This window comes from Pseudomonas sp. 05N434, from assembly GCF_056396965.1.
In genome coordinates this window covers 1-5,468 of record NZ_JBFTMK010000342.1, presented here as the reverse complement: position 1 = coordinate 5,468, position 5,468 = coordinate 1, and the positions used below count along the sequence as shown (strand labels likewise).

Genomic DNA, 5,468 nt, shown 5'->3' with positions numbered 1-5,468 from the left:
CTCCCACGCCCAGGACGCCGCCACGGCGCTGGGCCTGTCGTTGACCGCGCAGATCGACGACCCGGCGATGATCGAATTGATGGTCAGCTCGATTTTCGACAGTGGCTATTTCAGCAGCATCCGGGTCATCAGCATCGAGAATGAACAAGTGCTGGTGGAGCGCAGCGTACCAGCGCAAATCGAGGGTGTACCCGGCTGGTTCGTCAGTCTGGTGAACCTGCGCCCACAAGGTGGCGATGCACTGGTCACGCGTGGCTGGGACCAGGCAGCCCGGGTCGAAGTGCTGAGCAACCCGCAGTTCGCCCTGGCCAAACTCTGGGACAGCTCCCTCGGCAGCCTGATCTGGCTGCTGATTTGCGGATTACTCAGCGCCGTGTTCGGAGGCTGGCTATTACGCCGGCAATTGCGCCCGCTCGACAACATGGTCAAACAGGCGGAAGCCATCAGTAAACGCGAGTTCCGCAGCTTGCCAAAATTGCCGCGCACGCCGGAGCTCAAACGCGTGGTGCTGGCCATGAACCAGATGGTCGAAAAACTCAAAGCGCTGTTCGCCGAAGAGGCCGCGCGCAGCGAAAAACTGCGCTCCGAATCCTATCAGGACAACCTTACGGGCCTGGCCAACCGGCGCTTGCTGGATGAACAACTGGCCGACCAATTACTGGATTCCGAGCAAAGCCGCGACGGTCATTTGCTGATGCTGCGGATCAACGACCTGATCGGCCTCAATCAACGCCTGGGTGGCCAGCGCACCGATGCCCTGATCAGCGCCGTCGGCGAGTTGCTCAAGCGCCTGACGCAACCTGCAGAACGTCGTACCTGGCTCGCGGCGCGCAATCGCGGTGGCGAATTCAGCTTGCTGACGCCGGGTCTGGACAGTAGGGGGGCCGCGCGCCTGGCCTCCGAAATCAGCGCCAYCCTGGAAAACCTGCGCCTGACCGGCGCCAGCGACTGCATGCCCGTGGCGCACCTGGGCATCGTCGCCTACCACCCGGGCGAACCGGCAAATGATGTGCTGCTGCGCCTCGACCAAGCGCTGACCCAGGCCCGGCAACATCCCGAGCGGCCATGGATATACCAGGCCCAGGTCGATACTGCGCCGAATCATTCTCAGCATGATTGGCGCAACTGGATCGACGATGCGCTGACCGAAGGCAAGATGCAGTTGTATTTCCAACCGGTGGTGCAATGCGCCGACACCAGTCAGGTGCTGCACCACAAAGTCCTCGCGCGCCTGCTCGACCCGCAGGGCCAGGCCGTTGCCGCCGGGCATTTCCTGCCGTGGATCGAACGCCTCGGCTGGTCGGCGCGGTTCGATCTGGCGATGCTCGAAACCACCCTCGAATACCTCGCCGCCAACCGCTGGCCGCTCGCGTTGAGCCTGTCCGGCAGCACCCTGCGCGACCAGACCCAGCTGAAACTGATCTGCGACATACTCGAATCATTGCCGGAACTGGCGCCTCTGCTGACCCTGGAAATCGACGAACGCCAACTGCCGCCCCCCGAAGAACTGCAACGCCTGAGCCACAGCCTGCTCAACACCGGTTACCGCATCGGTTTGCAGCATTTCGGCGGCAGCTTCAGCCAGATCGGCAACCTGACGCAGCTGGGGTTGGCGTACTTGAAAATCGATGGGGCGTACATTCGGGGTATCGATCAGCAGAGTGACAAGCGGTTGTTTATCGATGCGATATACCGGGCGACCAACAGCATTGATCTGCCGTTGATTGCGGAAATGGTCGAGACCAAAGGGGAACTGGAGGTGATCCGGGAGTTGGGGCTATTTGGGGTGATGGGGCGGTTGATCGGRCCACCGGAGCCGATGTGAGGGGTATGACCACTCGTCTAAAACCTGTGCGCACCTGTCAGATCTGACAGTAGGCAAACACTCACGCCGATTATCTAATCCTTCCGTATCGGTGCCGCCCAATCGGGCAGCCGGGCGCCTCTATGGAAGGTATGCATTCATGAACAGCCCCCTGACAAACGCTGACCTCGCCTCCAATGGACAAGTCGTTGTATTCCCGCCCGATCGCGGCATCGGCGTGCTGGCCGTAGACCCGCCCTACCCGCCGGGCTACAAACCGCAGAGCGACGGTGCGTTGGGGATCAACATCAACATGGTGCACGGCGACCGAGACGGTTTGCTGGTTTACATCCTGGCCTATCTGAACATGGCCATCGGCGACTACATCACGGTTTACATCGAAACAAAAAACGCGTCCGTCGCTGAATTTTCCGTCACCGAAGCCCACTTCGATGCCGAAGGCAACGCGAAAAACATTCCTTTCTATATTTCCGCCACAGACATGGAAGCCAGGTTTGCGCCGCTGCTATCGGAGAACAAGCAATTCTGGTTCGAAGTTGAGCGTGTGAGCGGAAACGACACCGAACAATCGCCACCTGTGCCGCTGTTTTATAAATACCCGGCGCCGGGTGAACCGGACACAGACGGCGGAAAACCCTTCAACCAGGGCCTCAAGCTGCCCGTTGCTTCGGAATCCGTCATTGATAAAACCGTGGTCAATGAAGGTATGTTCGTGACCGTTCTGGCGTATTACAACCAGAAAATCGGTGATGTGGTCGTCCTTGCCTTTGGAACGCTGCTCCTTGAGGTCACCGTCACTGCGTTGGGTGATGTGGTCTTTGAATTGACACCTGAAATGCTCGCCAAACTGCCGCTCACCTCTACGGTGATCGTACGCTGGGAGGTGTTCGATGTCGTGGAGAATTCGAGCGGCTGGTCGGATTCGCTGATCCTGGTTTTCAAGCCAGGGATAGTGCTGCTGACCGCACCGATTTTTGAACAGGCCGATCCCGACGATGTGGTTCATCACGATTGGCTCGTGGGCGGTACCCTGCGGATACTGGTCACCGGTGTGTTTGCAAAAGATGAACTGCTCGAACTGACATTTGAAGGGATCACGAATGGTGGCGACCTGGCCACCCACACCTTCAGCAGGACGCTGACTGCCGCGACCAGAACCGTGGTCTTCGAGGTTCCCAATGAGTGGGTTCGCAACCTGATCCGAGGCTCGGCGCAGGCGTTCTATCAAGTGGTCAGAACAGGCAACCCTCAACCATCGAAACACGCGGGTATCACCATCACCGGTACGTCCCTGCCATTGGGCCTGCCGATGGTCGAGCCGCTGGAGAGCAACGATACCCTGCCAGCGGATACGACCTTGGCGAAGGTGGAGTTCGCCACGTATTGGCCCATGAAAGCGGGCGCGAAGGCCGAATTATGTTGGCAAACCATTGACTCGGACGGTATTGCGATCCTGTTTATTTTCCAACTGATCGTCACCGACCCGACGCTGCCGCTCATCTTCCAGGTGCCAACCAAATACATAGCCCCTTACGCCGGTGCCCCATTGACGCTGCAATGCAAAATCACCAACCCGGGTAAAGTCGAGGTGGTTTCCGATCTGCTGGGTTTAAAGATTGGGGATGAGAAAGACATCGTCCTCGAGCTGCCGTTTCTGGTAGGAGTCCCCCAGCCGATTCACCCCTTGGACGGGGAGCGGACGATAAGGGCCGAATTCCTCGCGGCGATAAAGGAAGACCGGGCGAGACTGATACACATCAAGGCGCCAAACGACTCGCCACTGTTCTCGCTTATTCCTTTGAACCAAAACAAACGCGCCAACTGGGTGCTCGACCCTCGGTTTCTTGTTGCCAACCAGGGAAAGACGATACAACTGCGCTGGAACTTGAGGCGCAACGGGAAAAAAGCCGCTTCATCCCCGGCTGTGGAAATTGTGATCGCCCCGATCGCCCCCGAAGACAGTCGGCTTCCGACGCCCCGGATCAGCGGAGTATCCGGGATTGTGGAAGTAAAAAAACTGACGGCTGCCAATGAACTGGTAGTGGATGAGTGGCCRGGGCAACGTTCAGGACAACCTCAATACCTGATGTTTGAAGGAACCAACACCCAAGGTGAAGTGGTTCGGCATGAAGCCCTTAAAGGCGAACTGACGGGTACCGAGAGGGGCCTGAGACTGGCATTGCCGCTCGACTGGCTTCGCAATCTGAAAGATGAAACCACCTTACACATCTTCTTCCAGGTGAATGTGAACCGAGAGCCTGACAGGGAAACGGCCGTAGCATTTCCCGGGCAAGCGTATATCGTCGATTCGCTGATTGAACTACAGCCGCATATCGATGCGCTGAAAGACCCGCAGGGTCGTGATATTCCACAAGGCGACACTACGATTGCCACCACTATCACCGTACACGGGCACGCAAGCATCCAGGAGCAAGTCGAGATTCTGGTGAATGGCGTGGTGGAGGCGACGGTAACGACAGACGCTAACGGCGATTTTTCGGAGCCCGTGAAGGTTGCCAAGTATGACGCGCTGAACACAATCCGGTTACGAGCGAAGTACGGCGATAACCTGATATCACACGAACGATCTTTCACCCTGCGCCGACCGCTGCAAGTTAACCAAACCACTATGAACCTGCACGGACTCAGGATTGAGATGGGGTGGCAGAAAGTGGGGCCTGATTTCCCGGGCAATACCGAAAATCGTCCCGCATCCTATGGAGTTCCCCCGATCCGCTACACCTCCAGCAATCCGGCTCAGGTCTCGGTCGATGCAAATGGAAAGGTCACCGGTCTTCGTAACGGCGGCGCGTACATCACCGCACAGGATCGATTCAGCACCCTTACCTACTATGTGGACGTGAAGAACGTTTTTGTCGCGGCATCCGCTGGAGTGGCCATGACGTTGACCAATTCTGTCAACTGGATGATCTCTGTTCCGGGCTCCATGCCACTGTCTGATCTGTGGTCACTTATAGTGCTGGTCTATGGACCTTCACACACCTGGATTCTGGGCAATTCAGTTAACTGGATGCTCGACTCCAGAGGGTGCCCCCCGGGCTATTCGCTCATCTACCAACATGGCAATGGCAACGGTCCCGGAATAGTTCCCGGGAATGCGCCCCCGCATGTGGTCTGGAACCCGTGGTGCGCCAGACCTTATTGAGAGAGAAACGAGGAAAAGGGGACATTTGTTCATCTGCCCTGCCTCTACTCCAACACCTGAGTGAGAAATAAACAGCGATGCTTAAAAGACATCTCCAGACACTCACTCAGGCTACACATCCTTGCGCCGTTGCCTACGACTGCGCCAGAATCCGCCGGCTTGTGCGCTTTGGGGGCGGGTTCTATCGTTTCGCGGTCGCTGACGAATCATTGATCGGGTTTCGCAGCCCGGGTCAATCAAGGCGCACTGCGCCACCGTTCCCTTTCAGTTGGCGCTTCTTTTCGTCAACTGGATTGCGTTATGGCGGCTGTGCGCGGGAGATCTTCGGGTCTGCCGGGTTCCTTGATTCCCGGTCTGCGAACCTGCGTACAGCTGCCACCTCCCTCGTTTCGCAGCGAGCAGTGACAGCTCCATTAATCAAGGAGCTTCAACATGTTCAAAATCACACCCAACCCACCCGAAACCGACGACGTTTCC

General features: G+C 57.7%; 2 protein-coding genes. Both read left to right on the top strand.

What is annotated here, in order from left to right; translation table 11 throughout:
- The coding region (locus AC1DLB_RS19975) for an EAL domain-containing protein (RefSeq protein WP_477785505.1) at nt 1-1,825 on the top strand (1,825 nt) is incomplete at its 5' end.
- 139 nt (nt 1,826-1,964) lie between these two features.
- Nucleotides 1,965-4,991: an Ig-like domain-containing protein gene (locus tag AC1DLB_RS19970; RefSeq protein WP_477744219.1), complete on the top strand. Its 3,027-nt coding sequence runs from the start codon at nt 1,965-1,967 to the stop codon at nt 4,989-4,991.
- Nucleotides 4,992-5,468: the final 477 nt, after the last annotated feature.